The organism is Streptomyces sp. NPDC102274 (assembly GCF_044766385.1).
Classification (GTDB): Bacteria; Actinomycetota; Actinomycetes; order Streptomycetales; family Streptomycetaceae; genus Streptomyces.
Genome location: NZ_JBIWLW010000045.1, coordinates 1 through 25,762, shown reverse-complemented (window position 1 = coordinate 25,762; position 25,762 = coordinate 1). Strand labels below are relative to the sequence as shown.

General features: G+C 68.4%; 23 protein-coding genes and 6 pseudogenes. 9 read left to right on the top strand and 20 right to left on the bottom strand.

The window, feature by feature from the left end; translation table 11 throughout:
* Positions 1 to 595: 595 nt before the first annotated feature.
* Complete coding sequence (locus ACIRQP_RS37025) at positions 596 to 4,399, top strand: DNRLRE domain-containing protein (RefSeq protein ID WP_403898661.1); 3,804 nt, start codon at positions 596 to 598, stop codon at positions 4,397 to 4,399.
* Positions 4,400 to 4,449: 50 nt separating this feature from the next.
* Here the strand turns inward: ACIRQP_RS37025 and ACIRQP_RS37020 are convergent, their stop codons facing one another.
* Positions 4,450 to 5,079: a hypothetical protein gene (locus tag ACIRQP_RS37020; RefSeq protein ID WP_403898658.1), complete on the bottom strand. Its 630-nt coding sequence runs from the start codon at positions 5,077 to 5,079 to the stop codon at positions 4,450 to 4,452.
* A gap of 132 nt (positions 5,080 to 5,211) precedes the next feature.
* Positions 5,212 to 5,313: pseudogene (locus ACIRQP_RS37015) on the bottom strand (IS630 family transposase); the annotation flags it as partial.
* Here ACIRQP_RS37015 and ACIRQP_RS37010 point away from each other — a divergent pair.
* Positions 5,275 to 7,198, top strand: a pseudogene (locus ACIRQP_RS37010) (ABC transporter ATP-binding protein). The pseudogenes ACIRQP_RS37015 and ACIRQP_RS37010 overlap by 39 nt on opposite strands.
* On the opposite strand, the gene ACIRQP_RS37005 reads toward ACIRQP_RS37010, so the two are convergent.
* From ACIRQP_RS37005 to ACIRQP_RS36975, 7 genes are all read right to left on the bottom strand, one after another.
* Entirely contained in the window at positions 7,155 to 8,330 is a 1,176-nt protein-coding gene (locus ACIRQP_RS37005) for a hypothetical protein (protein ID WP_403898656.1), read from the bottom strand. The pseudogene ACIRQP_RS37010 and the gene ACIRQP_RS37005 overlap by 44 nt on opposite strands.
* A 257-nt stretch (positions 8,331 to 8,587) precedes the next feature.
* Positions 8,588 to 9,379, bottom strand: coding sequence for an ABC transporter permease (locus ACIRQP_RS37000; RefSeq protein ID WP_403898653.1), 792 nt, complete (start codon positions 9,377 to 9,379; stop codon positions 8,588 to 8,590).
* On the bottom strand, positions 9,376 to 10,377 hold the full coding sequence (locus tag ACIRQP_RS36995) for an ATP-binding cassette domain-containing protein (protein ID WP_403898650.1): 1,002 nt from the start codon (positions 10,375 to 10,377) through the stop codon (positions 9,376 to 9,378). The genes ACIRQP_RS37000 and ACIRQP_RS36995 overlap by 4 nt, the downstream gene beginning before the upstream one ends.
* 314 nt (positions 10,378 to 10,691) lie before the next feature.
* Positions 10,692 to 11,018, bottom strand: coding sequence for a DUF1048 domain-containing protein (locus tag ACIRQP_RS36990; protein WP_403898648.1), 327 nt, complete (start codon positions 11,016 to 11,018; stop codon positions 10,692 to 10,694).
* A gap of 1 nt (position 11,019) precedes the next feature.
* The gene (locus tag ACIRQP_RS36985; protein WP_403898645.1) at positions 11,020 to 11,376 is read right to left on the bottom strand and encodes a DUF1048 domain-containing protein; all 357 of its coding nucleotides are present in this window, start codon (positions 11,374 to 11,376) and stop codon (positions 11,020 to 11,022) included.
* Positions 11,373 to 11,699, bottom strand: a complete 327-nt coding sequence (locus ACIRQP_RS36980) for a PadR family transcriptional regulator (RefSeq protein ID WP_403898644.1) — start codon at positions 11,697 to 11,699, stop codon at positions 11,373 to 11,375. The genes ACIRQP_RS36985 and ACIRQP_RS36980 overlap by 4 nt, the downstream gene beginning before the upstream one ends.
* A 621-nt stretch (positions 11,700 to 12,320) precedes the next feature.
* On the bottom strand, positions 12,321 to 13,229 hold the full coding sequence (locus ACIRQP_RS36975; protein WP_403898642.1) for an aminoglycoside phosphotransferase family protein: 909 nt from the start codon (positions 13,227 to 13,229) through the stop codon (positions 12,321 to 12,323).
* A 518-nt stretch (positions 13,230 to 13,747) separates the two neighbouring features.
* Between ACIRQP_RS36975 and ACIRQP_RS36970 the strand changes: the two genes are divergently transcribed.
* The 3 genes from ACIRQP_RS36970 (at position 13,748) to ACIRQP_RS36960 (ending at position 15,931) form a co-directional block, all read left to right on the top strand.
* The gene (locus tag ACIRQP_RS36970; protein ID WP_403898639.1) at positions 13,748 to 14,215 is read left to right on the top strand and encodes a hypothetical protein; all 468 of its coding nucleotides are present in this window, start codon (positions 13,748 to 13,750) and stop codon (positions 14,213 to 14,215) included.
* Positions 14,212 to 14,604 (top strand): hypothetical protein, encoded by a 393-nt coding sequence (locus ACIRQP_RS36965; protein ID WP_403898637.1) that lies wholly within the window; start codon positions 14,212 to 14,214, stop codon positions 14,602 to 14,604. The genes ACIRQP_RS36970 and ACIRQP_RS36965 overlap by 4 nt, the downstream gene beginning before the upstream one ends.
* 406 nt (positions 14,605 to 15,010) lie before the next feature.
* Positions 15,011 to 15,931 (top strand): SDR family NAD(P)-dependent oxidoreductase, encoded by a 921-nt coding sequence (locus ACIRQP_RS36960; protein ID WP_403898634.1) that lies wholly within the window; start codon positions 15,011 to 15,013, stop codon positions 15,929 to 15,931.
* Positions 15,932 to 16,118: 187 nt separating this feature from the next.
* Here ACIRQP_RS36960 and ACIRQP_RS36955 read toward each other — a convergent pair whose 3' ends face one another.
* The 4 genes from ACIRQP_RS36955 to ACIRQP_RS36940 all read right to left on the bottom strand — a co-directional run bounded on the left by ACIRQP_RS36955 (position 16,119) and on the right by ACIRQP_RS36940 (position 18,496).
* On the bottom strand, positions 16,119 to 16,361 hold the full coding sequence (locus ACIRQP_RS36955) for a hypothetical protein (RefSeq protein WP_403898632.1): 243 nt from the start codon (positions 16,359 to 16,361) through the stop codon (positions 16,119 to 16,121).
* Positions 16,362 to 16,939: 578 nt separating this feature from the next.
* Positions 16,940 to 17,431: an RNA polymerase sigma factor gene (locus tag ACIRQP_RS36950; RefSeq protein WP_403898630.1), complete on the bottom strand. Its 492-nt coding sequence runs from the start codon at positions 17,429 to 17,431 to the stop codon at positions 16,940 to 16,942.
* Between the two features lie 85 nt (positions 17,432 to 17,516).
* Positions 17,517 to 18,137 (bottom strand): class F sortase, encoded by a 621-nt coding sequence (locus ACIRQP_RS36945; RefSeq protein ID WP_403898627.1) that lies wholly within the window; start codon positions 18,135 to 18,137, stop codon positions 17,517 to 17,519.
* Complete coding sequence (locus ACIRQP_RS36940) at positions 18,134 to 18,496, bottom strand: sortase-dependent protein (RefSeq protein WP_403898624.1); 363 nt, start codon at positions 18,494 to 18,496, stop codon at positions 18,134 to 18,136. The genes ACIRQP_RS36945 and ACIRQP_RS36940 overlap by 4 nt, the downstream gene beginning before the upstream one ends.
* Positions 18,497 to 18,801: 305 nt before the next feature.
* Between ACIRQP_RS36940 and ACIRQP_RS36935 the strand changes: the two genes are divergently transcribed.
* The gene (locus ACIRQP_RS36935; protein ID WP_403898621.1) at positions 18,802 to 18,978 is read left to right on the top strand and encodes a hypothetical protein; all 177 of its coding nucleotides are present in this window, start codon (positions 18,802 to 18,804) and stop codon (positions 18,976 to 18,978) included.
* A gap of 409 nt (positions 18,979 to 19,387) precedes the next feature.
* Positions 19,388 to 19,728 (top strand): annotated as a pseudogene (locus ACIRQP_RS36930) (IS1380 family transposase); the annotation flags it as partial.
* A gap of 377 nt (positions 19,729 to 20,105) precedes the next feature.
* On the opposite strand, the gene ACIRQP_RS36925 reads toward ACIRQP_RS36930, so the two are convergent.
* Both ACIRQP_RS36925 and ACIRQP_RS36920 read right to left on the bottom strand, forming a co-directional pair.
* A complete protein-coding gene (locus tag ACIRQP_RS36925) occupies positions 20,106 to 20,327 on the bottom strand; it encodes a GMC oxidoreductase (RefSeq protein ID WP_403898618.1) in 222 nt (73 codons plus the stop codon).
* The gene (locus ACIRQP_RS36920; RefSeq protein ID WP_403898615.1) at positions 20,320 to 20,847 is read right to left on the bottom strand and encodes a hypothetical protein; all 528 of its coding nucleotides are present in this window, start codon (positions 20,845 to 20,847) and stop codon (positions 20,320 to 20,322) included. The genes ACIRQP_RS36925 and ACIRQP_RS36920 overlap by 8 nt, the downstream gene beginning before the upstream one ends.
* A gap of 38 nt (positions 20,848 to 20,885) precedes the next feature.
* Here ACIRQP_RS36920 and ACIRQP_RS36915 point away from each other — a divergent pair.
* A pseudogene (locus ACIRQP_RS36915) lies at positions 20,886 to 21,045 on the top strand (adenosylhomocysteinase); the annotation flags it as partial.
* A gap of 104 nt (positions 21,046 to 21,149) precedes the next feature.
* Here ACIRQP_RS36915 and ACIRQP_RS36910 read toward each other — a convergent pair.
* The 5 genes and pseudogenes from ACIRQP_RS36910 to ACIRQP_RS36890 form a co-directional block, all read right to left on the bottom strand.
* A pseudogene (locus ACIRQP_RS36910) lies at positions 21,150 to 21,554 on the bottom strand (LysR substrate-binding domain-containing protein); the annotation flags it as partial.
* Positions 21,555 to 22,506: 952 nt separating this feature from the next.
* Complete coding sequence (locus tag ACIRQP_RS36905) at positions 22,507 to 22,791, bottom strand: hypothetical protein (RefSeq protein ID WP_403898612.1); 285 nt, start codon at positions 22,789 to 22,791, stop codon at positions 22,507 to 22,509.
* Positions 22,792 to 23,320: 529 nt separating this feature from the next.
* On the bottom strand, positions 23,321 to 24,208 hold the full coding sequence (locus ACIRQP_RS36900; protein WP_403898609.1) for a septum formation family protein: 888 nt from the start codon (positions 24,206 to 24,208) through the stop codon (positions 23,321 to 23,323).
* 409 nt (positions 24,209 to 24,617) lie between these two features.
* Positions 24,618 to 24,926 carry a hypothetical protein gene (locus ACIRQP_RS36895; RefSeq protein ID WP_403898606.1) on the bottom strand — a complete coding sequence of 103 codons (309 nt, stop codon included), beginning with the start codon at positions 24,924 to 24,926 and terminating at the stop codon, positions 24,618 to 24,620.
* Between the two features lie 66 nt (positions 24,927 to 24,992).
* Positions 24,993 to 25,067: pseudogene (locus tag ACIRQP_RS36890) on the bottom strand (ATP/GTP-binding protein); the annotation flags it as partial.
* 182 nt (positions 25,068 to 25,249) lie between these two features.
* Here ACIRQP_RS36890 and ACIRQP_RS36885 point away from each other — a divergent pair.
* Positions 25,250 to 25,762, top strand: a 513-nt coding sequence (locus tag ACIRQP_RS36885; protein WP_403898604.1) for a hypothetical protein, incomplete at its 3' end; no start/stop codon positions are given.

The following is a 25,762-nucleotide window of genomic DNA, read 5'->3' as shown; positions in this document are numbered from 1 at the left end:
TGTGCCCCTCGGACGGCGTGGTGGAAGCATTTGGCCAGCTCAAGGGTGCCTTCCATGGAGGCCAGCCCGGCGATGCTGATCTCTGTGCTCAGCAGACTGAGGCGGTCAAGCAGGTTTCCGGTGGTGCCGACGTCGCGTACCGGGGCGGCGATGCGGGCGGTGAGCGTGGTGGCGCAGATCGAGTCCGGTCAGCAGGTGCTGGGCGAGGTGGGGTTCGTTGTCGGCGCGGCCGGGGGTGGGTGAAGCCGAGGACGAAGGCACGCTGGGCCTGGCTGATGGCGAGTTCGCTCGCGACACCGTGGGTTTCGGCTTCGTCGCGGGCTGCCGCATACGCGGTGGCGAGCCCCGTCTCCTTCGCGGCACCACGGCGCACGGCCCCCGGGGATGCGATGGTGTCGATCTCCCGAGCCGTCGTGGGGACGGCTGGTGTGATCATTAACGCGTTTGGAGGCAGAATCCCGCCTCATTTCAGCGGTCCGCTGGGGGTAGATGTGAGCCACGGCCGATAACTGTTTGTGCCTGCCCGCTGTGTCTGAGTAGCGTCCTGCGCTCGCACATGTGTCGCATTTCTCTACAGGGAAGGACACACGCTTTCGTGTCTTCACACAGACAACAAGCGTCACGGCGCCGGGCGCGCTTCGCGGCCGGGGCCGCACTGCTCCTGGTCGCCGAGGCCGCACTCATAGCCGGGGCCTCGCTGCCGACCAGCGCAGCGCCCGCGCCGGAACCCGGCGCCGCGAAGGTAGTCCAGCCGTCGAAGACTGACATCCTCAAGTCGGATCTCGCCTGGGCGGCCAAGCACGCGAAGGGCTCCAAGGCGTGGGCTATCACCCAGGCGGAGAGGACCGGCAAGAAGGTCGTCGTCACCGACGAGACCACCGAGACGACCTACACCGTCGCCAACTCGGACGGCACCCTCACCACCGAACTCACCGCCGGCCCCGAACGGGTCTGGAAGAACGGCACTTGGCGGAAGGCCGACGCCACCCTCGCCGAAGCCGCCGACGGAAGCATCGTCTCCCAGGCGCACCCCAACGGCCTGCGCCTGGGCGGTAAGGGCGGCGCGCTGCCGACGTCGCTGCGCGCCGCGCAGGATGACACGGCCCGTGACCTGGTCACCCTGGGCAGCGGCGACAGCACGGTGACCCTCCAGTGGAAGGGCGGTCTGCCGCGGCCCGAACTGGACGGCACCCGCGCCCGCTACAAGAACGCCGTGCCCGGGGCGGACGTCATCGTGGAGGCGACTCGTACCGGCTTCGAGCAGTTCGTCGAGATCGCCGAGCGGCCCGTCGGTGCCTACTCCTACACCCTCCCGGTCCAGGCCAAGGGCCTCAAGGCCAAGGCGAACAAGGACGGTTCGGTCACCTTCACCGACGTGAAGACCCATGCCGTGCGGGCCACGATGCCCGCTCCGGTCATGTGGGACGCGGCCGTCGACAAGACCTCCGGCGAACACACCAACCGGGTCCGCGTCGACATGAAGGTCGTCGACAAGGGCGCCGGCCAGGTCGACCTGGTCGTCACCCCCGACGCCGGCTTCCTCGCCGACCCCGATACGCGGTACCCGGTCACCGTCGACCCATCCACCTCCGCGCTGTCGAACACCTTCGACACCTACGTACAGCAGGGCGAGACCGTCGACTGGTCCAGCGACGTGGAGCTCGACCTCGGTAATCCGGGAACGAAGAACGCCGACGGCACCCCGCGCACCGCGCGCTCCTTCATCACCTGGAACACCACGCCGATCCAGGACGCGCTGATCGTCGACACCAACCTGGCGCTGTGGAACTTCCACTCCGGCAACACCGACTGCGCCGCCCAGTCCTGGACCGTCTGGGACACCAGCGCCCCCTCCACCGCCTCACGATGGGCGTCCCAGCCCACGTGGAACCAGCAGTACCACTCCTCCACCGAAACCAAGGGCAACCCGGACTGCGCCGCCACCCAGCCGGACGGCTGGATCAACGCCGACGTCGACGCACTCGTCCAGTCCTGGGCGTCCGCCAAGGCGACCCGCGGCCACATGGGCCTGCGCGCCGCCACCGATGACGTCAAGGCCTGGAAGCGGGTCAACTCCGCGAACAACGCGGCCAACCAGCCCAAACTGTCCGTCACCTACAACTACCGCCCCTCGGACGGTACGAACCGGCAGGCCGGCGCGCCGTTCAAGTCGTACGCGGGCGTGTGGGCGGTCAACACCACCACCCCGACCCTGCGGGACACCTTCACCGACCCCGACGGCGACACCGTCAACGGCACCTTCCAGGTCTACGACGCCGCCACCGACACCCCCATCACCACCCCGGCGGGCGAGGGCCTGCTCGTGTCGGGCTTCGTCGCCTCGGGTCAGCCGGCGTCCGTGAACGTCCCGGCCGGACAGCTCAAGGACGGCAAGACCTACAAGTTCCGCACCAACGCCTACGACGGCACCCACTACAACCTCTCCTGGTCGCCCTGGACCCAGTTCGTCGTCGACACCACCGCACCCGGTGAGCCGCAGAGCGTCAGCTCCCAGACCTATCCGGAGAACTGGGGCGGCGCCTCCGGCGTCGCGGGCACCTTCGACGTCACTACCGGTGCCCCGGATGCCAACGAGGTCCAGTTCCGCCTCGACCCGTACGAGGACGACGCGGCCGACTACGGCTGGCAATCGGTGCCCACCACCACCGGAACGGCGAGGGCCGCGGCTCCGGATGCCACGTACACCTTGACTCCGGCGGCAGACGGCAACCACGCAGTGCAGACCCGCACGGTCGACCGGGCAGGCAATGTGGGGCCGATCAAGGACTACGGATTCACCTCCGGGACCCGGGACTACAACCGCAAGCAGAAAATCGACATTGCGATCCCGAAACTGGATCCGAACACCGCACCGCCGGTCCAGACCGACACACCGCAGGCGCCGCCGAAACCCGGCGCCGATGCTTCCGGCTGGAAGGGCTGGGAGCCCCGCACCTTCACCAAGGGCGGCACGAAGGTCACCGTCACGCCCAAGATGGAACGGTCCCTGGAGGGCACCCGTAAGGCGGCTCAGGCCATGCGCACCAGGGCGCCGTCCTACCCCGACCCGATCATCAAGGGCTCATGGTGCCAGCCATCGCTGTTCGGTGAGGCGCAGAAGTCGCTGATCACCCGTAACGAGGCGTGCCTGTTTTACGACATGGGCTACCAGGTGACGTACACCTACCTGGGGCTCCCGGTTGCCACATACCGCGCTGACTTCGAGTTCGCCTTCCAGGTCAAAACCGACCCGAAGACGGCTGAGGTCAAAACCTGGATCGAGATCAACCCGGTCTATAACGACTTCCCTCCGGACGATCGGGCCGTGCTGCTCGGTGACGGCGGCGAGGACGCCTTCATCGACTCCATGTGCTACAGCGACGGTTGTGAAGGCGGATCGGGAGCGAAGAACTTCGACTTCTTCAATGACCTGAGCTGGAAGGGCGGCGGTGAGCACGATCCGACAGACGGGCACATGGCCACCGGCACCGCCGACCACAAGTGGAATGGCAGCGTCAATAGCGCCGGGGGTGCACGTGACATCGATCTGTCGAAGAAGCTCCCGGTGTGGTTCGTGGGCCACTTCGTCACCGAGTCGGGCCCGCCGGACGGCAAGGGCGACAAGGACCAGGACAGCGGACCGTGGCGATCCCCCGCCATTGATGTGCGGTGCGACAAGGTCGCGGCGAACGGTCCGGATGCCGGCTGTGTACTGCCGCAGTACTTCCCCGAGTACAAGTTCAACACCGCCAAGTACCCGTCGGCTGCGGCGCATGCCTGGCTGATCCAGAACAAGTCGAAGGTCAAGGGGAGTGGTAAGACCCGCTCTGATGCGCTGCAGTACCTTCCGAGGAAGGAGCGCAACGAGTCGTTGTATGAGCGAAAAGACAACCGGGATAAGGTGATGTGCCCCAAGTCGCGCTCCAAGCGGACCGACGGCTGGGTCCCGAACAAGCCGTTCCTCAAGCACCCGTGGACGGCTCTGCACCTGGAGATCACCGAAGGGGCCTCCGAGTCGGTGTCCTGTGACGAGTTCCCGTTCTCCTCCACCTACCAGTCCCCGGGAGTTCCGGCGGCGAACGACGGACAGAACCCAGCCGGTGCAAACGGCGGCGGCGAGTGTATCCAGACCGTTGCGGCCAAGACCGACGACGGCAGCGAACACCTTCTGGACGACACTCGATACGACGCACCGACGTTCAACGAGAACTGCGGCCGGTCGTCCATGTCGCTGAAGGTCAACTCCGGTTCGATGAGCCTGGACAACTTCTACGAAGCGTTCCTGAAGAAGTTCCGGATCATCGACAAGGACAGGTACACCCTCGACCCGGGCGATGCCTGGTTCAAGGGCTGCGACACCACCACGGCTGACCTCGTCTGCACGATGGCCAAGCCCTAAGCACTACGCTGGTCGGCACCGGGCCCTGGCCTGGTGCCGACCAGCTGCATTCAGTGAAGCGGTGCCCAGTCTTCGGCGGCATCCGTCAGCCACGAGCTCTGCGGGTCATCCCAGATCAGGCAGCGATAGACGATGCCTGGCACGCCGGACGAGCCCATCAAATCAGCGGGCCCCGCCGTCAGGGTGCGGTGAACGGCCTCCAGGTAGGCGGCGATCGACGGATACCGCGGATCGTCGATCCCCTCAGGGAGCTCCCAGGAGCCAACACCGTCAGGGCCTGCGTAGTGGCCGGACTCAGGCCCGGCTTCGTCCCGTGTGAGCCAGGGAACAATCGGTGCGCCCCACCCACTGCTGCCGCCGAGAAGCACCGCAGACATGGCCTGCTCCGGAGTGAAAATGATTCCGCCGGGCAGGAAGGCCCCCGAACCGACCTCCCCCTCCTCGTCGCCTTCGATTTCCTGGTGCTCCACCCCACCGCAAAGCCGCCACAGCGCCTTCAACTCGGCAGGCAGCCCGTACCCGAGGTGTTGCCTTAGCTGATCATCCGCCGCGGCGATGTCCTCGTCCGGCGCCGGCGGTAGCAGGGAGGCATACGACGTAGGAGCATGTTCCGCCAACCAACGGGTGAGAGCCTCCCATGCCTCAGCAAGGGCTTCGTCCTCATGTCTTCGTATCGGCATTCGCCCACCGTAGCAACGGCTGAAACTTTGAAGCTCAGCAATCCCGACTGCCCTCCCTGGGAGAGGAGTTGCGCTCTGAGAGGGCATTTACAATGGCTACTGAGGTTTGACTGGTGCTGTCGTGCCGTTTGCTCAGGCGGGTTGGATGGTCAGGCCGGTCTCGGCGAGGCAGCCGTCTATGCGGTGACTGCGGTACTGGATGTGCCGTGGGCCGCGTCTGACACGCTGGACTACGCCAAGCAGGACCGGAGGCCATTCTCGCGGGCCACCCTCCGTCGCATCGCTTCCTTCGCCCGGCCGCACCGCAGGGAGCTGTACCGCTTCCTCCTGCTCAGTGTGGTCACAGCCCTGCTCGCCGTGGCCACACCTGTACTCGCCGGTCGCGTCGTCGACGCGACCGTCAAGGGCCAGGCGACCGGTACGGTCATCCGGCTCGCTGCTGATCGCTGTCATCGCCATCGCCGAGGCGGGGCTGGGTCTGCTCACCCGCTGGCTGTCGGCCACCCTCGGCGAGGGGCTGATCCTCGATCTCCGCACGGTGGTCTTCGACCACGTCCAGCGGATGCCGGTCGCCTTCTTCACCCGCACCCGTACCGGCGCACTCGTCAGCCGGCTCAACAATGATGTCATCGGGGCCCAGCGGGCCTTCAGCAACACCCTGTCCGGCGTTGTCTCCAACATCGTCACCCTGCTGATGACGCTTGCCGTAATGCTGAGCGTCTCCTGGCAGATCACCCTGCTCGCTCTCGTGCTGCTGCCGGTGTTCGTCATCCCCGCCCGCCGGATGGGGTCCCGCATGGCCGGGCTGCAGCGTGAGGCCGCCAATCACAACGCCGCCATGGGCACCCGGATGACCGAACGGTTCTCCGCCCCCGGCGCGACCCTCGTCAAGCTCTTCGGACGGCCCGCCGAGGAATCCGCCGAATTCGCCGCCCGTGCCCGCCGGGTGCGCGACATCGGCATCCGTAGGGCCATGATCCAGTCCGTTTTCATCACCGCCCTCACCCTGGTCTCTGCCCTGGCCCTGGTGTACGGACTGGGCGGCTACTACGCGTTGCGGGGCAGCCTGGACCCGGGAGCCGTCGTCGCCCTCGCCCTGCTCCTCACTCGCCTCTATGCCCCGCTGACCGCACTGGCCAGCGCCCGTGTCGAGGTGATGAGCGCCCTGGTCAGTTTCGAGCGAGTCTTCGAGATCCTCGATCTGAAACCACTGATCGCCGAGAAGCAGGACGCCCGCCGGGTGCCGGACGGGCCGGTGTCCGTGGAGTTCGACGGGGTCCGCTTCGGCTACCCCTCCGCCGACAAGATCTCACTCGCCTCTCTCGAAGAGGTCGCCACCCTCGACTCCCGCGGCGGCACAGAGGTACTGCACGACATCTCCTTCCGTGCCGAACCCGGGCGGATGGTCGCGCTGGTCGGCTCATCCGGCGCGGGCAAGTCCACGATCGCGCAACTCATGCCGCGCCTGTACGACACCGACGCCGGTTCCGTACGGCTGAACGGCATCGACGTACGCGACCTGACCGCGGACTCGATCCGCGAGACGATCGGCATGGTCACCCAGGACGGCCACCTCTTCCACGAATCCGTGCGCGCCAACCTGCTCCTTGCCCGGCCCGGGGCCACCGAGGAGGAGATCTGGGACGCTCTGCGCCGATCCCGCCTGGCCGAACTGATGACCTCGCTGCCCGACGGCCTGGACACCGTGGTCGGCGAGCGCGGCTATCGGCTCTCCGGCGGCGAGCGCCAGCGGCTGACCATCGCCCGGCTGCTCCTGGCCCGCCAGCGAGTCGTCATCCTCGACGAGGCGACCGCCCACCTCGACTCCACCTCCGAGGCGGCCGTACAAGAAGCCCTGGGGGAAGCACTCGAGGGCCGTACCGTCGTGGTCATCGCCCACCGGCTCTCGACCGTGCGGGCAGCCGACCTGATCCTGGTTGTCGAGAGGGGCCGGGTCGTCCAGCGCGGAACCCACACCGAACTCCTGGCCACCGGCGGCCGGTACGAGGAGCTGTACCGCACCCAGTTCGAACGCCCGGGAGCGGATGAGGCACACCCCGTCAGGGGCGGGGTGGCTACCGGGGCAGCTTCGCTGTGTGATCGGGATGAGCAGCAGTGATGTAGCGCATGACGGTGCCGTCGCTCGCGCCGAACAGCCGCATCAGATGCAGCGGTCCTCGGTCTTCCGGCCCTGGCGGGCGGCGCAGCCGTCGGCGCCGACGCCGTGTTCCCTCCGGATCGGGAGCACGTGCCGGGTAGCCGTGGTGCGGCTCGGCCCGCCACTGGCGGTCGGATGGCGATTCTCCAGGCGCGTGAGGCGGGCTGGGCGACGACTTGGGCGCGCCAGTGGCGTTTGCGTCGGGGCCAACCTCATCCAGCTCGGTCGCGAGATCATTCAAGATCGAGAGGACATTGGCCGGCAGACCTTCCGCTCCGAGACCGCGAGCCCGGACCCGACCCACCTTCCCCTGCTTGGCGGCCGACATCAGGCGAAGCTCCTCGCAAGCCTCGGCGAACGGGGCCGAGACCGTGCCCAGCCGGGTCCACGGGACGGTGATCCATCCTCCGGCCCGGGTGTCGCGTACCCAGGCGTGGGAGAGGTCGTAGGGGTCGTGATGGATCTCCCAGAGATTGCCCTCGACGTCGACACCGGACGGCTGACGCCGGTAGGGGCCCAACTCCCGGCAGTCGTGGGTGCGGTGGTCGAGGGTGATCGCGTAGTCGTTGATCTTCCGCCACTCCACCGGCAGCAGCTCGATGTAGTCGTCCCCGCTCAGGCAGACCGGCAGATGTCCCGAGCGGGACACCAGCAGCGCGTAGACGTCGTTCGGCGACAGCGCCCGGCCGGGCAGGAACGGACTGCGCAACCCGTCGTGAGGCGGGGTCTGCCAACAGGCGATAACCCACTCCTGGAAGAGGTCGGCGCGTTCCGCGATCGTCCAGACGGCTTCGACGTCCTGGCCGCGCCGGGTGACGTTGGAGCCGACGTAGCCGGCGACGTGCTGGCAGAACAGGGTGTTGATCGAGGAGAAGGTGCGCTCGACCACACCCTTGTCGGTCGGGGTGGCCGGCCGCGCGGGCTGGACCGAGATGCCCAGCGACCGGCAGGCCGCGATGAAGGTGCCGGAGACGAAGGCCTTCCTGCGGTCGACGACGATCGTGTCCGGGACGATCACCGGCTTGGCCGCGGCGTGCTCCAGCCGGGCGTCGATGCTCATCAGGCGGGCGTGCGGGATCAACGAGGCCGACATGCGCACCCCATTCGTACGTGGCGGGCCTTACCAATGCATCGTCCGGGGCCAGAACGCTCATCCTTGTCCTGCCTCGATTTGGTGTTGGAGACCCATGCGCCGAGCTTCACGACCGTCGGTGTGGCGGGAGCGGGCCAGAGCCAGCCCGCCATGGGCTATGTCGATCAGCCGCGCCTCCGGCCGGGCATACGGGTGCGGATCCGCACGCGGACGGGGTGGGACGAGTTGCGGGAGGCGGCCGGCGTGGTAGGTCGTGTCTACTTCGGGTCGCGGTTGAACTGCGCCGTCGACCAGCGGTAGCCGAGCGCGATCAGGCCGACGCACCAGGCGATCGCGATCCAGCCGTTGTTGCCGATCTCGGTGCCGAGGAGGAGGCCGCGGAGGGTTTCGATGGCAGGGGTGAAGGGCTGGTACTCGGCGATCGGCTGGAACCAGCCGGGCATGGTGTCGGCCGGGATGAAGGCGCTGGAGATGAGGGGGAGGAGGATCAGCGGCATGGCCATGTTGCTGGCCGCCTCGGGGTTCGGGCTGGCCAGGCCCATGCCGACCGCGATCCAGGTCAGCGCCAGGGCGAAGAGCACGATGAGCCCGAATGCTGCCAGCCACTCCAGGGCGGTGGCATCGGTGGAGCGGAAGCCGATGGCCACGCCGACGGCGCCGACGAGGACCACGCTCATGACGGATTGCAGCACGCTGCCGAGGACGTGCCCGATGAGTACCGAAGGGCGGTAGACCGCCATCGTGCGGAAGCGGGCGATGAGGCCCTCGGTCATATCCATGGAGACGTACACCGCGGCCCCGATTACGGTGCTGCCGATGGTCATCAGCAGCAAGCCCGGGACGATGTAGGCGATGTAGTCGGAGCGGTCGGCGCCGCCGCCGCCGATGCCCGCGCTCATCACGTCGCCGAAGACGTAGACGAAGAGCAGCAGCATCATGATCGGCGTGAGCAGCAGGTTCAGGGTCCCTGACGGGTAGCGCCGCGCGTGCAGCAGGTTGCGGCGCAGCATCGTGTTCGAGTCGCGGACGGCGAGGGAGAGGGCGCTCATCGGACGGTCTCCTTGGGCTGGTTGGGGACGCTGGCTGGGCCGGTCAGGGCGAAGAACACGTCGTCGAGGTCGGGGGTATGGACGGTCAGTTCGTCCGCCTCGATGCCGGCGGAGTCGAGCCAGTCGAGAATGGAGCGCAGTTCGCGCTGACTGCCGTCGCTGGGGATGGACAGTGACAGTGCCTCGTCGTCCCGGGTGACCTCGCGCAGGGCGTCAGCGGCGGACTGGTACATGAGCGGGTCGGTGAAGCGGAGCCGGATGTGCCCGCCCGGGATGAGCCGCTTGAGCTCCTCGGCGGTGCCCTCTGCGGCGATCTTGCCGTCGTTCAACACGGCGATGCGGTCAGCGAGTTCATCGGCCTCCTCCAGGTATTGAGTGGTGAGGAAGACGGTCACGCCGTCGGAGACGAGGCCGCGGATGATGCCCCACATGTTGTGGCGGGAGCGCGGGTCGAGCCCTGTCGTCGGCTCGTCGAGGAAGATGATCCGCGGGCCGCCGACCAGCGTCATCGCGAGGTCGAGGCGGCGCTTCATGCCGCCGGAGTAGGTCGAGGCGGGCTTCTTCGCGGCCTCCACCAGGTCGAAGCGCTCCAGGAGCTCGACGCCGACCCGCCGCCCCTCGCTCTTGGACAGGTGGTGCAGGTCCGCCATGAGGAGCATGTTCTCTTCGCCGGTGATCAGGCCGTCGATGGCGGAGAACTGCCCGGTGACACCGATCGCGGCACGGACCGCCTGTGGGTCGGCGGCCAGGTCGTGTCCGCCGACGTGCAGGTCACCGGCGTCGGCGGTGATGAGCGTGGACAGGATCTTCACGGCGGTGGTCTTGCCGGCGCCGTTCGGGCCGAGCAGCGCGAACACAGACCCGGCCGAGATGCGCAGATCGATACCGTCGAGGACGACCTTTTCGCCGTATGACTTGCGCAGACCGACGGCGGAAACCGCGGTCGGCGACGGGTGACCGTCACCTGTGCTGGACGTGGGCATGACAGATGAAGGCATGGTGACTTCCTTCCGAAGGCTGAAGACACAGGGGGAGTGGGAGCTGTCTCGGAACTCGGATTGAGTGAACGTCCGCGACTACACGCCACTCGTGTCGTCTTGGGGAATGGTGTCGAGCGGCCCGCCGCCGGAGACCTGCTCGCCGCGGGCATTGGCAGGGCCGGGCCAGGTCTCCGGCGGCCGGCTCGGCCACCTCGGTGGACAGAGTCTGCGGCGGCTTCTGGTGGCCGGGTCGGCCCGTCGCCTGTTCGCGCTGCTCCGAGGCGAACGAACCGCGCGTGCGGGCTATGCCCACTGGCATGAGGCGACGGGTGCTACTTCTCGGCCGTGCCGGGTTTCCCGCTGATGGACTCCTGATAGATGTCCGCGTAGGTGCGTGAGTCCTTGACCAGGTCGTCGCAGAACGCGGCGACGTCGTTGCCGATGAGTTCCAGGACTCCCTTGCCCGTGGCGACGCCCTCCTCGAAGAAGTCGACGATCCCGGGGAGCAGGGGCCCGTCGGGCAGGTCGACCGGTCCGACCTTGAACAGGTACTTCTGTATCTCCTTGTAGACGATCTGGTAGTCCGGCGGGAGCGCCTTGACCCGGGCCATGTGCGCCCGCCACTGCTTCTTGCCTTCGATGATGTCCTGGATGCCCACGTCAGCCTCCCAGCCGGCTCAGTTTCCTTGCGACGTTCCTGTTCAACTGCTCGCGCCACCGGTCGCGATAGGTTCGAGCCCCTTCTCCGCCGGCCAGCGCCGTGCAAAAGCCTCGGATGTCGTCGCCGAGCACCTCGTGGACGCGCTGCCCGTCCGCCGCTGTTTCTTCGAGCAGCCCCAGGGCTGCGTCGAGGATCGGCATCAGGTTGCGGCCGGTGAAGTCCCCATGGGGAAAGAGGCCGGCCTTGATCTGTTCCCACGCCGCCCGGTAGTCGTCGGGCAGGGCCTCGGCCCGGGCTTCGAACGCCTTCCATTCCCTGGTGAGATCGCTGCCGGTGATGGTCTCCCAGAAGTTCATCTCCCGCCCTCCTTGAGCCTGTCGATGCGTGATGAGAGGTACTGCCATTTCGTCCAGAACTTCGCGAGTTCCTCGCGTCCGGCGTCGTTGAGCGCGTAGAACTTGCGCGGCGGACCGACGCCGGATGGTCGTTTCGTCACCTGGACGAGTCCGTTCCTCTCCAGTCGCAGCAAGATGGTGTAGACCGTCCCCTCGACGACGTCGGCGAAGCCGAGCTCGTTCAGCCGACGCGTGATGGCGTACCCGTAGGTCTCCTCGCTGCCGATGATTTCGAGCACGCACCCTTCGAGCGTGCCCTTCAGCATCTCCGTCAGGTCGTCCACCGCGAGTCCTCCTCGGTCCTATCGGTACTCCGTACTGCCGAGTACCACTATACGGTATCACCGAGTAGTGGAGGCTGTCAGCGATCGGCGAACACAGACCGGACTCTGCGATCCGCTCGCCTTCTCCAAGCACCCCGCACAGACGTGTCGCCCCACCGAGCATGGCCGGTTCACCGGTTCACCCGGGGCTCGTACCGCGCGGACAGGGCCGACGGCGGGAACGACGATGCCTCCGGGGCCAACCGGCCCCGGAGGCATGTCCCATGCTCCGCGTCACCACTCAACGAGCCCCGCTCACCCGGGTCACGCCGCCCACTCCATGTCCGAGCATGGCCAGCGCCTGGCGCCTGTCGGCAGTGAGCTTGGCGCGTCGGTTCTTGCTGTTCGACAGGAACAATCCGAGCTTGACCTCTGTCCCGTCCTCCAGCCTCGGCGGCGCCTATCAGCACGGCTTCGGCCTGATCGCCACGGGAGGCGGACATGCACGGCTCAACCCGGCCCACGTCGGGGGAGACCAGTGCCCGGAACGCGTCCTCTCCAGACAGCAGTGTGTCTCACGAGACACGGAATCGGCAGGTGAGTGCTGCGGGTGTGAAGGACGGCGCTGGTGCCTGGGCCCGATTACGCGAAGCGTTCGTAGTCGGCCAGTACTGCGTCGATCACACGAAGATGGATGGCAACCCGTCCGTCTCGGGGATCCGGGCACTCGGCCACAGTCAGCGCGGACTTCCACAGTGCCCAGCCCCTGGCTCTGGCCCACGTGCCGTCGTCCTGTGCGACCGCTTGGCGGAACGCCTCACGGCTGTCCTCATGGAACATGGTCCAGGCGATAGTGAGGTCGCAGGCCGGATCGCCGACGCCCGAGGTGCCGAAGTCGATGACGGCCGACAGCTTGCCGCCGTCGACGAGCAGGTTGTTGCCGCCGACGTCGCCGTGGAACCACAGCGGCTTCCCCCGCCATTCGGCGGCGAGTGCCGCCTGCCAGACCTCGGTGGCACGCCCCTTGTCGATGCGGCCGCCCAGGGCGGCGATGCACCGGTGTGTTTCGTCGTCATAGTGGGCGGGTGATGCGCCGCGGTAGAAGCTGTGTGCCCCCGCCAGGGGGCCATCGGTGGCGTCGCAGCGCTGCAGGGCGAGAATGAACCGGGCCACGTCGGCGGCGAACTGGGACATGTCGTCGATGCGTTCGGGGGAGGCCGTCTCGCCGGGCAGCCAGCGGCGTACCGACCAGGAGTAGGGATATCCCTCGCCCGGGGCCCCCTTGGCCAGGACGGTGGGCACAGCCGTCGGCAGAGAGGGGGCCAGGCGGGGCAGCCAGTCGCATTCCTTGTCGACAGCGGGGGCGTAGCCGGCGGCGGTGGGCAGACGGACTGTCATGTCCTCACCGAGGCGGTAGGTGCGGTTGTCCCAGCCGTCCACCGCCACCGGGACGACCGGCAGACGCCCCCATTGCGGGAACTGCGTGGTGATCAGCCGTTTCACCAGGGCTACGTCGATTCCTGCGCGCCCGTCGGGAACAGTCGAAAGCATCCGCTGATCATCACAGGTGCGACCTTATGGGGCAACGGAATAACCGGCATGGTACACATCCGAGCGTCTGGAGAACCATCCCACTTCGGCTCGCCCGCCCGGCCCACCGGCGGTGTTCTCGATCCAGAGCAGCGTCCACTCCACTCCGGCCCGCCGGCCCGCCACCGACCTCGCCCGCTCCCAGGGCACGTGGGCCTGGCCCCGGTACCGGCCTCGTACGGTCCGGCGCAACGGCCGGTCGGCGCCTTCCCGCTCCACCCACTGCGCGAGGGCCTGCCTCTGCCGCCCGGTCGACCAGGTTCGTGAATGCCCTGGTGCGGTGCGCATACCCGGCGTCATAGCCCAGAGCACGGCATTCACGCGGCGGCGTGACGTCACGGCCCGGGGCGCGTTCAGGCCAAGTTTGTCGCGCGTTGAACACGTGCCTGGCCGTGCTCCGTACTCACAAGTGGCCCAGCCCCTACCCGGATCCGGGACGGGCCGGGCCAGATCCGTCGTACTCGATTGGAGAACTCGCCGTGACTTCTGCCGCCTCCTGGCGCACCCGTACCGCAGCCGTACTCCTGACGGCGCTGACCGTCGCGGGCTTGGCGGGAACATCAGCCTCAGCGGCTGCCGTGCCCGTGGTCACCTGTCCCTCGTCCTCCTGCACGAGCCTGGTGACCGGCCTCGGCGAGCCCGTCGACGCCGCGTACGACACGGGCAACAACGCCTACCTCACGTACCAGAACGGCGAACTGCGCAAGGTGAACCTGGTGACCGGCGCGCGCTCCACCGTCGCCGGGGGCCTGGGCAATCTGCGCGGCATCGCCCTCGACGGCACCGGCAGCGCGTACGTCGGAGACTTTGACGGCAACCTGCGCGAGGTCGATCTCGCCACCGGACAGCAGCGCCTCTCGCCTCCGGGCTCGGCGCGCTGCACGCCATCGCCCGCAGCGGCAACACCATCTACGCCACCGGTGGCAGCGGCAAGCTGTACGAGGTGAAGGAGAGCGGTGCGGTGCGTGTCGTCGCGTCCGGCCTCGGCCTGTCCCAGGGCATCGCGGTGGACGGACGCGGCGGCGCGTACATCGCCGACATGTTCACGGGCCGGATCCTGCGGACGGACCTCACCACCGGGGCGACGAAAACTGTCGCCACCCAGTTCTACGAGCCCACGTCCATCTCCGTGGCGGCGGACGGCCAGGTCTACTTCGCCGTCGGCAACGAGGTCACGCGCCTCGACCCGGACACGGGTGTGGGCACACCGGTCGCCAGTGTGCGCGGCCTCAGCTTCTTCGCCTTCAAGCTGGACCGGAACGGCAACGCCTACACCACCCAGGTGACCGGCACGGGCTCGCTCTGGAAGATCTCCAACCTCGTCCCGCAGCGCTGATTCTCGCCGCCCGGGCCTGGTCGTACGGAACACCGTACACACCGTCCGTACACCGTCCATGAGGCGTGGCTCTCATGTGCGGTGTACGGCAGCCGCTCTCCGCTCAGCGGGACGTGCGGGGCAGCTTGTCCTGTGCGTTCGGCTGCGTTCGGCTTTGCGTGGTGTTCTGTCGGCTCGGGGACCAGGTGCGCAGGAGGGTGGCGATGTCGGGGTGATGCCGGAGGCTTCCAGGTACATGACGCCGGTGGCGGCGACGGCGAGGTGGATCCGTTCCGGAGGGGAGTGATCGTGGGCGAGGCTGGTAGTTACCGACTGTGACGAGAATCCCTGAATACGTTGTGGCGTGAACTCATTGGCGGTCGGTCCCGTTGGAACAGGTATGACACTCTTCAGTACGCCTTTTGGTATGCGCACCACGGCCGCAGAGGTCCTGGCCGATGTCGGCCTGGCCGGGCGGCGCATGATTGTCACGGGAGGGGCCTCGGGCATCGGGGCCGAGACGGTTCGTGCTCTTGCCGGTGCGGGAGCCCACGTCACGATCGCAACACGTAACCCCGCCATCGCCAAGCCGCTTCTTGAGGAGTTCCCCAACACCGAGGCCGTAGCAGTCGACCTCGGGGACCTGGGCTCCGTGCGGGCCTTCTGCGAGGGCTGGGAGGGGCCGGTTGACGCGGTGGTCGCGAATGCCGGAGTGATGATGCTGCCCACCCGCGAGGTCACCGCACAGGGCTGGGAAATGCAGCTCGCCATCAACTATCTCGGCCACTTCGCCCTGGTGCTCGGACTGCACAGCGCCCTCCAGGCCGCTGAGAAGCCGCGGGTCGTTGTCGTCAGTTCGGGCGCGCAGCGCCTGGGAGGCTTCGACTTCGACGACCCGCAGTTCGAACGGCGGCCGTATGACCCCATGGCTGCCTACGTTCAGTCGAAGACGGCTGACGTGCTGCTCGCGGTCGGGATCAGCCGCCGGTGGGCTGCGGAGGGGATCATCGCGAATTCCTGCGAGCCGGGATGGATCCACACCAACCTGTCGCGCCACATGGACAAGGCGACGATGCAGGCCATGGGGGCCATGGACGACGAGGGGAACCTCCTCACTCCCGACTACTTCAAGACCCCCGAACAGGGAGCTGCCACCCCTGTCCTGCTCGCCGCGTCACCGCTCCTCGACGGTGTCACCGGGCGTCACTTCGAAGACAATCACGAGTCCGAGGTCGTCGTTGGTGGTCCCGAAATGACAATGTCGGGCGTCGCCGAGTGGTCGATCGACCCGGCCGCTGCGGACAGGTTGTGGGACTACGCGCTGCCTGTCGCAGAAGACGCCGTGTAAGTATCGCCACCGAAGACGCTCTCGCCGGATACCTGGACGGAGAGGGCTACTGCCGAGCCGCGAAACGCCCGCCTCTTCGCACGGTGCCGGCCGAAGACGCCTGCGACGCCCTGCCCCCTGTCTCGTACGGTATGCGTGACTTGGCCACGAGTGTGGGCCCCCGCGAGCGCCGGGGGCCGGGACCGGGTCAGCTCTTCGCGGTCAGGTCGGGCGAGGGTGTCGAGCCGGCGGACACCGCCGCGTCGTCGACGACGCGGCGGGGAACATCCGGAGGTGCCTGGTCCGCTTTGATGCGGTCCATGACCGGGGCAAGCGCGGTGCACATGCGCCGGGCCACAGGGCCGTCATCCGCATTCGCCATCGGTCCATCGTGGGCTTCGTAGTCGAGCTTGCGCAGGTACTCGACCAGCCACGGGCCGGTGAGGGTCACAATGATCAGGCCGCGCCCGCCGTGGTCGCCGCCCAGCTTGACGGGTTTGACCTCGTTGAATGCGGTGTCGTCGCGATGGTCCCGGCCGCTCTCGCGGGTCTTGGTCCCGCATGTAGTTCATGACACTCCCGCCCCGACGTCAATTTCCCCCGGGGCCGTAAGCGGCGGGGGAAGAAGAGCGGGTGACTTCGGCCGGGTGGCGGCTTCGAGGGGTAGCGTCGCGGCCGTTTCGCTCTGACGGCGGCCCGGCGGATTGCGCGGCCGTGGTGGCGGGGCTGGGAGTGACGAGGGCGGGCGGCGTCGGTGGGGGCGGTGAGGGCGAGGGGCTGCGCATGGGCGGTGGGGCGAGGGGGACCGTCGGGGACGCGGGTGACCCCGGTGCGGCCAGGCGGAGCGGAAGGACGATGAGGGCGGCGACCACGCATACCATGCCGGCCCTGGCCGCGGTGCGCAGCAGTCGGCGGCGGACCGCGGCGCGGCGGATCGCTTCGTATCGGCCGGCGGGCGGGCCGAGGTTGCCGGAGGAGGGCCGCAGGATCACCGCGAGGGGGTCATCGGGCTCGAACTCCGGGCCGTCGTCACAGCGTGTGGTCAAGGCTTCTCCTCAGGTGGGCGCGGAGCAGTTCTCGGGCCGCGTGGAGGTCGGCCTTGACGGTTCCTTCCTTGCGCCCGGTCAGTACGGACACCTCCCGGATCGGCATGTCGGCGTAGTAGTGCAGCAGGATCGCAACACGCAGTCGTTCCGGCAGTGACTGCACGAGCAGGCGTACCGATGGGTCCTCCTGTTCGGGGTGGGGGCGGACGGCGGCTTCGGTGGTGGCGCGGTGCATGGCTTTCCGCTCGCGCTCCAGTTTGCGCCAGTGGTCTCGGACGAGGTTGGCCGCGGTGACGTAGAGGAAACCGCGGGGCTCCTCCACGGATGTCCAGCGGGCCCAGAGCCTGGTGAACGCCTCGGAGGCGATCTCGTGGGCCGTCCCGTCGTCGTCGACGAGACGGCGGCACCAGCCCGCGAGGCGCGGGTAGAGGGCGCCGAACAGCTCGGACGCTGCCTTCTCGCGGGACCGTTTCAACGCTCTCCATGGTCGTGACGCACTCGTAAGAAAGGATCCCGGGCCGTTGGCATACGGTTCCAACGACCCAGGATCGGGTGGCGAGTCAGGGACTTGCCGAGCTCAGTGCGGCGAAGACGATCACGTTGTCGAGGTACTCGCCACCGGCACGGGGGCCGCCACACGTGATGAGCCGCAGCTCCGGACGGCCCACGTCCCCGTATACGTCGTCCGTCGGGAAGTCGGCCTTGGCGACCGTCCGTACGGCGCTGACAGCGAACAGCGCCTCCGTGCCGTTCCTCAGACGCGCCACGATCCGGTCGCCCCGGTGCAGCCGCGCGAGGTGCCGGAAGACCCCGTCCCCGTAGGCGCCGACCGTGACATGGCCCAGGATCACCGAGGGGCCGACCTGACCCGGCGTAGGCGAGTGCCGGTACCAGCCCGCCCGGTCGTGAGCCGTGATCGGTGGCACCTGCACACTGCCGTCCGGCGCCAGCCCCAGTTCCATGACCGGGGTGTCGACCCCGATGGCCGGGATCCGCAACGCGACCGGGACCGAACGCCCGAGGGCATGCGCCGCCGTTGCGGGGGACCCGGAGGAACGTGAAGGCGGTGGCGCGCTGCTGGGGCGGGCCGTTGTGCCCTGGCCCGCCCCAAGACCGCCGCAGCTCACGACCAGCGAGGCCGTCGCCACGGTGATGAACGCGCGCCTGGAGGGCGAGTTCATGCCCCGGTCGTCCTCCGGCGGCGTAGGACGAAGACCGCCGCACCGCCCGCGACGAGCACCGCGGCGGCGCCCCCGCCGATCAGCCCGGTGTCGGATCCGGACCGCGTGGATACGAGCGCCACACCGGTGTCGGGCGCTCCGCTCGGTACGACGGACACCTGGTCCCGGGCCGGAACCTCAGCCGGCCCGGCGTCCTGGGCCGGAGTCCGAGCCGGCTCCGGGGTCGGGGCCGGGGCCGGGGCTGTGGTGGCCGGTCGGGGCGTCTGGGAGGGGGGCGTTCCGTCGGCGAACGCGGGCACGGTGCTCGCCAGTACGGCGGTGCACGCAAGTGCCGTGGCGCTCAGGATGGTGCGGCGCATAACTCGCTCTCTTTCGTTGGTCCGCCCGCCCGGTGGCTCGGCGGGCTGAGTAACGGATCGAGCGGAGAGACGAGGCAGCGGCGGAACGGGTTGTAAAGAAACGGCAAAGCCATCGGAGGCCGTCGCGCTCTCCCCGAGGGCGTCGGAGGCGGCTGATCGAGTGGACCGTCTCCTGGCCGTCCGGCTACCGCGGACCCCGCGCCTGACGAAGGGCCGGTTCGCGGTCATGCTGTCGACCTTCTGGGCCGGGGCGGACCTTCTGCCGGGGCTGTGAGCGGCCGGCCTGGTCCACCGGGGATCTGACGGTGAAGTGGACGACGCCGGCGATCGGGCTGGTGCTCGGTGTCGTCGTCACCGTTGTCACCGCGTACGTTCCGGCCCGTCGGGCCGGGAAGATCTCCCCGATGGCGGCCCTGCGCGACAAGCGGCCCCCGCGCCGGCCGGAGCGCCCAGCCCTGGCCGGCCGCGCTTGCGGTGCATGAGAATCGCAGCGTCCATAGGTCCTGCTCGAAGGAGTCGGTCACCGTGTCTCCTCGATCGGAGGGCGGGTGAGCGGCGTCGCCTGGCACCCTTCGGGAGCAACTGCGGCCCGCGGGCGGTGCGGTACGCGTGGCCTGATGCTGCCTCCCGAGGATGAGCGGAGCGGTGCGGATGATGCGGCGGTGGTCGGCGCCGGCCACGCCCCGTGCGTGGCGGCCGCACTGGTGAGGCCGTCCGTCGGGCCCGGGTGGTGGGCAAAGTGGCACACCCGGTCGGTGCAGAGCTTCGTCGCCAGCTGGACACCGCAGCCTCCGGGCGGCTGGTGATCAGGAACACAGAAAGTGCCTCTGACCAGCGAGAATGAGGATTGTCGAGGTCCTTGTTCCCGCCGGCGCCGGAGGCACTTTCCAGGTGAAGCGGCGTATCGGGTCCTACCCGCGTGTCCGCGTCGAGGGCGGCGGTCGCGGGGTCGTCTCGCAGGCGGGGGCCGTGCTGCTGATGGAGACGGTCCGCAAGACCGGTCTGGATCAGGCGATAAGCGGGCCTTGGCAGCAATCCGCACCGCCAGGGCCGAAGTTCGCGAACGTGTCTGGACGTTGGCAGGCAAGACGGCCCCGGATGCCGACGGTCAGCTGATCGTGGACCTGGACGGGGTGCTCGTCATCGCGCATTCCGAGAAACAGGACGCGGCGGCGACCTGGAAGAAGACGTTCGGGCACCATGGCGTCACGTCATACTGCCGGAAGCCGCCGTCGGTGAGGCCGGTGGGCGTGACGACGCCTCGTCGGCGTAGAACCTGATCGCGCTCACGCTCAGGCCCGTGCGGCGGGCGACGTCCCCGAGGGAGCAGAGCTCGTTCACACCCGTCGCTATGGGATCTCAAACGACCTGAGAGTCAAGAGGGTCGCCGACGACAGGACCCCGGGCAGTTACCTCGCCGGACTCCACCTGAACCCCTCGGCGATCCGGATCAAAGACCTCACCTGGAGCACCCATTGATCACGACCATCGATCACGGCCCGATACGCGTCCTGGAGGCCACGTTCACCCGAGCGGACAGCCATCCAGCCCAGTAACCAGGCGCAGCGGCCTCCAGGGCCGGGCTGCCGGCTCACGCGGGCCGGGCGGGCTACGCCTTGAGCAGTGCCGCCGCGCGTTCCGCGACGGCGTAGGCGGTTGCGTTGGTGTTGGCGGACGGGATGGAGGGGAAGGTGGCGGCGTCGGCCACCCGCAGGCCGGTGATGCCGTGTAGCCGCGGCTCCGGGTCGACGACGTCCAGGTCGTCCACGCCGATTCGGCAGGTGCCGCAGTTGTGGAAGTAGACCAGCAGGTTGTTGGCGCGGTCAGCCAACTTTCTTGTGCTCGGCGGCCGGCCTGTGGCGTTCCCCGGGCGGCCCAGGGAACGGCCGACCGCTCTGGCTGGTCGAGGGGGACTCGACCATCTGCACATACCCGAAAAGCCATCTAGTGCCAACATAAGGGATGAAATGATTGCGCGCTCGGCCGTCGGTGATGTGCATGGCGTGGCGAACGAGGCTGGTGACGGCTTCGTGCGGGGTGGCGCCGTCGTTGATGAGGCCGAGGACACAGGTCGGCGTTTCGTGGGGGAGTGCCTGGATGTTGTCGGCTTCGAGGATCACCTGGGTGGCCTCGGGCCCGGATGCTTCGTCGGCCACGTCGCCTGCTGCGGCGAGCCGGTGGGCGGCGGCGAAGGCCGCGGCGGTGGGATCGATGCCGACGAAGAGTTCTTCGCTGACGAAGGGGTCCTGCTGCAGGACGGTGTCAGCGGCGACCTGGAAAGGGGAGGCGTCTTCACGGCTGAGGACGACGGCTTGCTGGGCGCGGCCGCTGAGGGTCGCCCAACTCGGCACTCTCCATGGCGGCGAGTTCGACGGCGGCCTCTGCGGCAACGGCTGTCCATGTGCTGCCCGAGCACCTGGACGAGAAGGTCGCCCGCCCCCACCTCGACTCGCTCGGCGTCAAGTTCACGACGCTCCGCCCCGAGTAGGCCCGCCTACATCGGCGTCGAGGCCGACGGCCCGTACAAGCCGGACCGCTACCGCTACTGAGGTAGGGGCCGGTCCCGCACCCCAGCACCGGAGTCGCCGTCCTGCTCAGGACAGGGACTCCGGCTATGGGCAGCCGACGCACGGAGACACGTGGCATGTTGGTGTCACCGCGTGTCGGTCACATCGGAGATGTCGAGGATGCGGAGGAAGGCGGTCGCGGCGGGCGTACGGCTGTCGCGGCTCCAGACGGCGTATTCGACGCGGGCGGGCGCGTCGGTGGCCTCGATGGTGGTGACGCCGCTGAGTTGAGCCACGTACGCGGAGGGGAGCATCGCCACGCCGAGCCCTTGCCCGACCAGTCGCGCCAGGAAGTCCGCGTTGGTCACTTCGAAGGCGACGTCGCGGGTAAGGCCGGCGGCGGAGAAGGCCAGATCGGACTGGACGCGTCCGGCTGTCTTGGCCGACAGGTCCACGAACACCTCCGCGGAGAGTCTCCGGAGGTCGACCGTTGGCTCATCGGCGAGGGGGTGGCCGGGGGTTTTGGGCCTTGGGCTGGCTGGGTGTCCGAGGACGCCGGGGAGGCTTCGGGGCGGGTCTGTGAGCGCTGCGGTGAACGACTGAGGCCGGGTGCCCCAGCTCGTGCGAGGTTCTGCCGATGTCGATTTCACAGTCCCGCACATGACGGAGGCCCGGTGCGGTTCAGCGGATCGTCCGTTCGAGACCGGGCCGTGCCTGGCTTCCGGCACTGCCTCGAGCTGCGGCTCCTGCGCGGTCCGGGGCCACCGGCGAAGGTGGCCCCGGATGTACGGGTCAGCGATTCGACGTCAGGACCCACCCGCCCTTTTGCCAGTTGGTCACAGTGCCACTTCACCGGACGCCGATACCCTTCCGCGGCCATTACTGCGGCAGGCTGTCCTTGTGACCGAGCCGGCGCCTGGCGTGCGGGTGCGCTAGTCCAGGATGCGGATGGAGGAGGTCGAATCCTCCAGTGCGCCGTTGAGCTCGCCGATTCCACCGGCCTGGATGGTGGTCGGGGTGCTCGTGTAGCCCACGCCAGCACAAATCGTCACGGCGTGGTCCGTGTTTCCTCCCAGAACGGAGCCCCCCCATGAGCTCCTGCACTCACAATCGGCATCTGCTGGGCCGTTCGTGAGCCAAACAACCCTGGGGGATGACAGAGGCTCACACCGTCGCGTTGAGCGGTCATCCGGAGCGATGCGGGGCCGGGCAGCGGGGGAAGACGGAGGGCCCGTCGGTGGGTGGTGCGCCTCGTCATGAGTGTGACGGTGGCCCGGGTGATGAGGGTTTCGGAGTGCTGGATGAATCGTTCGTCCGTCACGTGTGTGTCGGCGGGCGTGCATGATCCACTCCCATGTGCGTTCGACGTCCCATCGGCGGGCACGACGGAGCCGGACTGTCCCGCCTGCTACTTCGGCGACCCGGTCCTGGCAGCCGGGCTGGTCCAGCTCATCGTGGGCGTCGGATCGCGATGATCGGCGCCGCCGGTTCCGGCAAGTCCCGCTATGCGGAAGCCCCAACCTCGCCGGCCATGACCTGGGGTGGGTTGGGGAGCCGCGACGCGAGGTTGTCCCGCACGAAGTGTGATGCCCTCAAGGTTGATTCCTCGGCACCGGCCCGGTCCTGGAAGACGCTGGTCGAGACGAATACTCCGCTCCCGGCATTGATCCAGTAGAAGGCCACGAAGCCGGGGATCTGGCGCACGAGCGGTACGAACCCCTCTTTCACGAGGCGTGCCACCTCGGGCGGATCGGTCACGCCTTCATACCGCCGCACGGCTGCGTACATGGCTGCTCTCCTCGCGGGCTCCGGGTCCGTCCTGTGCTGAGGTGCCGTACCCCCGCGGCAGCTACCTCGCTCACGAGGGGCCTTGCAATCACCGGAAGGGCCGCTCGCGGTGATCCGGATGGCGGCTTCGGGCGTCGCTCCGGATCGCGTACGGCTAGTGCGCGGGCGGCGCGCGTCCGACGCCGGCCACCGAGGCGCCGCGCGCCGCCCGGCGCGGTGAGCCGGGCGTGGGGGGATTGGCCCGTACGCCACGGAGATGCCGCTGCCCGCGACCGGCACCTGGTCGGCTCCGGGGCGCGGTGGCGCCCAGGCCGGACACCGAGCCTCGCTCCGTGACCATCACTCGCTGACCACGTGCGACGTGGATCGAGGCAGAGCGGGGGTGGAGAGGCCGCACACTCACGGCCCGCCGCTCAGCCGGAGCGCGTCGGCGATCCCCTCCGACAAGTGCCAACAACGCTCGTGATCCTATAACTAGGAAGCGGGGCCGGGTCCTTGACGGACACGGCCCCGCTGATCCGACGGAGCGTCAGCCCGCCCAGACCTCGGCCTCGTCGGCCGGGACGGTGGTGGCCAGGGCCAGTTCCTTGCGGGCGGCGACCGACTTGTTCGGGTCGATGTCGCTGAACGCCGGGTCGTAGGCGATGTAGAACGCCTCGGCGTCGGCGGCGTTCGCGGCCTTCTTCCAGTTCCCCGACGCCTTCGTCAGCGTCGCGCGGAGCTTGCGGACCTCGGTGCCCTCGATGCCGTCCAGGCCCTTGACGTGTGCGTCGAGGGCGGCCGCGACGGCCTTGGCCTGCGTCTTGTAGCCGGCCAGGTCGTCCTCGACGCTGTCCTTCTCGGGCTGGTTCGCCCACAGGGCCTCATAGACCGCGTTCGAACCCTTGAGGTACGTGTTCTGCTCGGGCTTGAGGGACTTCGCGGTGTCCAGCGAGCCGCTGAACGTGCCCTTCTCCGCGGTGTAGGTGCAGCTCACCGCGCGGTCGCCGGTCGCCCAGCTCTCCTTGGTCGGGGTGTAGTAGAAGAGGGCGACACCCTTGGGGAGCGCCCAGGTGTCCGGGGCGTGCTTCTGCGCCTCGGCCGGGCAGCGGTTGTCCGCGATCGTCGAGACCCCGTCGTCGCCGGGGTACTCCTCGCCCTTGTCGATCGCGAACTCGCCGACGACCTGGCCTTCGTGCGCCTCGTCGCAGGGCACGATCTCGACGGCGTACGCCGTCCCCTCGGCCTTGCCGGTCGGGTTATAGCAGTCGCCGAGGTCCAGCGAGAACACCGAGCGCTGGCGAGCCACCTTCTTCGCGCCGTCCTTGGCGCTGTCGACGGCATCGGAGACGCCCGAGCATCCCACCGCGCCGATCGCGAGTAGGGCGGCAACGGCGGATATGCCGCGACGAGAACGATACGGGGCACGGACTGTCATGACGTGTACATCCTCTTATGTGATCTTTATGAGGGTCGCGCGCATCGTATGCCATTCCTGTGGCCCGGTTGCGCGAAGGTCCTCACCTCATCGCGGCATCTCTGACTCGCGACGGGTCGCGAGGGTTGTATCCGGGCTGCTCGCAGGTGGGAGCCGGAAAGGGCCCTGTGGACACTTCCGCGGAGCCGGGCGCTGTTGAGCGTGGAGGGACGTGCGCAAGGACGGGCGTACCGCGAAGGACAGGTCCTCCAGCAGGACCTTCTTCCAACTGCGACACGAGCTCATCTGCCCGCTCAGTTGAGACCCCGGCAGCGGCCAGGGCCTTGAACACCGTGAACCGCGCGGTCACCGCGTCGCTCTGGCGCTTGCTGATGCGGGCCAGCTCTTTCCGCGTCGTGCTGCTCGGTGTTCACGCTGCTCCTCCGTTGTTTCGTGGGGTGCGGTTGGTGACCCAGTCCGGATCGCGCACGGGGGCCGACGCCCGGGTCCCGGTGGCCGGGGCGCGCACGATGCGCCAGCTGGTACACGGCGAGGTCACGACGTGGACCAGGACGACGACGGCCTGGCGTCCGCGGCCTCCCCGGACCCACGATCCGGCGAGGCGGACCTGATCGACAGCCCAGTCGCCCAGTCGCCGCCAGGGCCGCAGACGCCCGACCGGATAGCCCAGCGCAACCGTCGCGACGATGACGCCCGCCACCTCCCACGGCCGCGTCATGCCGCCCACTCCAGGCCAAGGGCAGCCAGCTGCGCGAGCCTGTCGGCGGTGAGCTTGGCGGATGGCGGTGATGGCGGTGATGGCGGCTTGGCGGATGAGTCGGGTGAGGCTTCCGATACGGCCGGCGGTGCGCTGGTGGAGTGTGAGTCCTCGATCTGAGGGCGTACTTGAGTCCCGTTTCTCGGTACCTGACCTGGGAATCTCTCAGAAGTCGTTGTCTTTCCGGATGTGATCGTTGAGTTTCCGCTGGTCAGGCATGGTTCTGGTGTCGTGGTGGGAGGGTTCGGGCGATCAGTTCGTTCTCGGCGATGCGGAGATGACCGGTGACATCGGTGATGGGGTTGCTGGAGGAGCGGGAGGTCGCTGCCCGGCAGCGGGTGGAGTCGCTGCGGGACGAGCTGGACCGGCTCGTTGCCGAACTGGAGGAGGCCGAAGCCGCGCAGAATCGTCTTGTGATCGCGAGGGAGACGGTGAGCCAGGTGCTGTCCGAGTCCGGCGAGCCCAAGGACGTGCAAGTTTCCGGGGATGCCCGGCCGATTGAGCCGCAACCGGCGACGCCCGGGGCGGTGTCCCGTCCGGCGGTCCCGATGCGGCGGGAGGGGCTTGACGTGACGGTGCTGTCGCCGGACTACCAGCGGATCATGCACGTCCTGGCCGACCGTGAGCGGTCCGGCGAAGGGCCGGCGATCTGCCGGCAACTTGCCAGTGCGTTGGACCTCGAACTGGTCCCGGCGAAGATCGAAGGGGTGCGGTCCAAGGCGAAGCGCCTGGCAGCTCGGGGCTGGCTCGTCGAGAACACCCCGGGCTCCTTCAGTGTCGCCGCTTCGCAAGGCGGC